The sequence below is a fragment of the Nonomuraea sp. LPB2021202275-12-8 genome (assembly GCF_037044575.1).
Lineage (GTDB): Bacteria > Actinomycetota > Actinomycetes > Streptosporangiales > Streptosporangiaceae > Nonomuraea.
In genome coordinates this window covers 1-1,258 of sequence record NZ_JBAHWD010000124.1, presented here as the reverse complement: position 1 = coordinate 1,258, position 1,258 = coordinate 1, and the positions used below count along the sequence as shown (strand labels likewise).

Sequence of the window (1,258 nt, the reverse complement as noted above, 5' to 3'; positions counted from 1 at the left end):
TACTCGAAGCAGAAGTGAATGCCGTCGGGACGGCCGTCCGCGGCGTGGTTCTCGAGGACGTCCAGGGTCAGGTCGAACTCGGCGACGGGGTCGCTGACCGGCTCCGTCCGCGCGCTGAGCCCGGCGAACTCCAGCTCGGCCTTCGTGTTGTTCTGGTGGACGAGCAGGACCTGGAACAGGGGATGCCGGGCGAGGGACCGCGCCGGGTTGAGCGTCTCGACGAGGCGTTCGAAGGGCAGGTCCTGGTTGCTGAAGGCGGCCAGGTCGGCCTGCCGAACCCGATCGAGCAGTTCGGCGAAGGTGGGCTCGCCTGACACGTCCGCGCGGAGGACCAGGAGGTTGATGAAGCAGCCGACCAGGTCGTCGAGCGCCGCGTCGGTACGGCCGGCGACGGGTGTGCCGACCGGGATGTCGGTCCCCGCGCCGAGCCGGTTCAGCAGAGCGGCCAGTGCGGCCTGGACCACCATGAACAGGCTGGCGCGGTGGTGCTGAGCCAGCGCCAGCAGGTCGCGGTGCAGGTCAGCGTCGGCGTTCACCAGGATCGTGTCGCCGCGATGGCTGGCCACCGGTGGGCGCGGCCGGTCCGTCGGAAGTTCGAGCTGGTCGGGCAGGCCCCTCAGCGTCTCCCGCCAGTACGCCACCTGCCCCGCGATCACGCTGTCCTGATCGGCCTCGTCCCCGAGCAGCTGCCGCATCCACAGGGTGTAGTCCGCGTACTGCACCTCCAGCGGTTCCCATCCCGGAAGGTCCTTCCTGAGCCGCGCCTCGTAGGCGGTGGCCAGGTCGCGCGCGAGTGGCGCCATCGACCACCCGTCGCACGCGATGTGATGCGCCACCAGGAGCAGGACGTGCTCGTCGACGCCCACCTCGGCCAGGAAGACCCGCAGCGGCAGATCGGTGACGAGGTCGAACGGCGCACGGGCGACCTCCTCGAGCACCTCGCGCAACTCGCCCGGCGCCGCGGTGACGGACCTGATCGTGGGGCGCGCCTGCTCCCCGGTGAGGACCAGCTGGTATGGCTGGCCCTCGTGCTCGGGCAGCAGGGTCCGCAGGACCTCGTGCCTGTCGACCAGGTCGCCGACGGCGGCTTCGAGCGCCCCGCGATCCAGCGGCCCGGTGAGGCGCAGGCAGGTGCGCACGTGATGGGCCTGCCCCTGGTCGCTGGTCTGGTTGACGAACCACATGCGGCGCTGGACGTAGGACAGCGGGAGTCGTTCAGGACGCGGCATCGTGCGCAGCTTGGGCCGCGCGTCGACCT

General features: G+C 70.9%; 1 protein-coding gene. It reads right to left on the bottom strand.

Going from position 1 to position 1,258, the window contains the following annotated elements; genetic code table 11:
* Nucleotides 1-1,229 (bottom strand): condensation domain-containing protein (locus V5E28_RS48990; RefSeq protein ID WP_336217189.1); only part of this gene is annotated, 1,229 nt, incomplete at its 3' end.
* Nucleotides 1,230-1,258 lie beyond the last annotated feature (29 nt).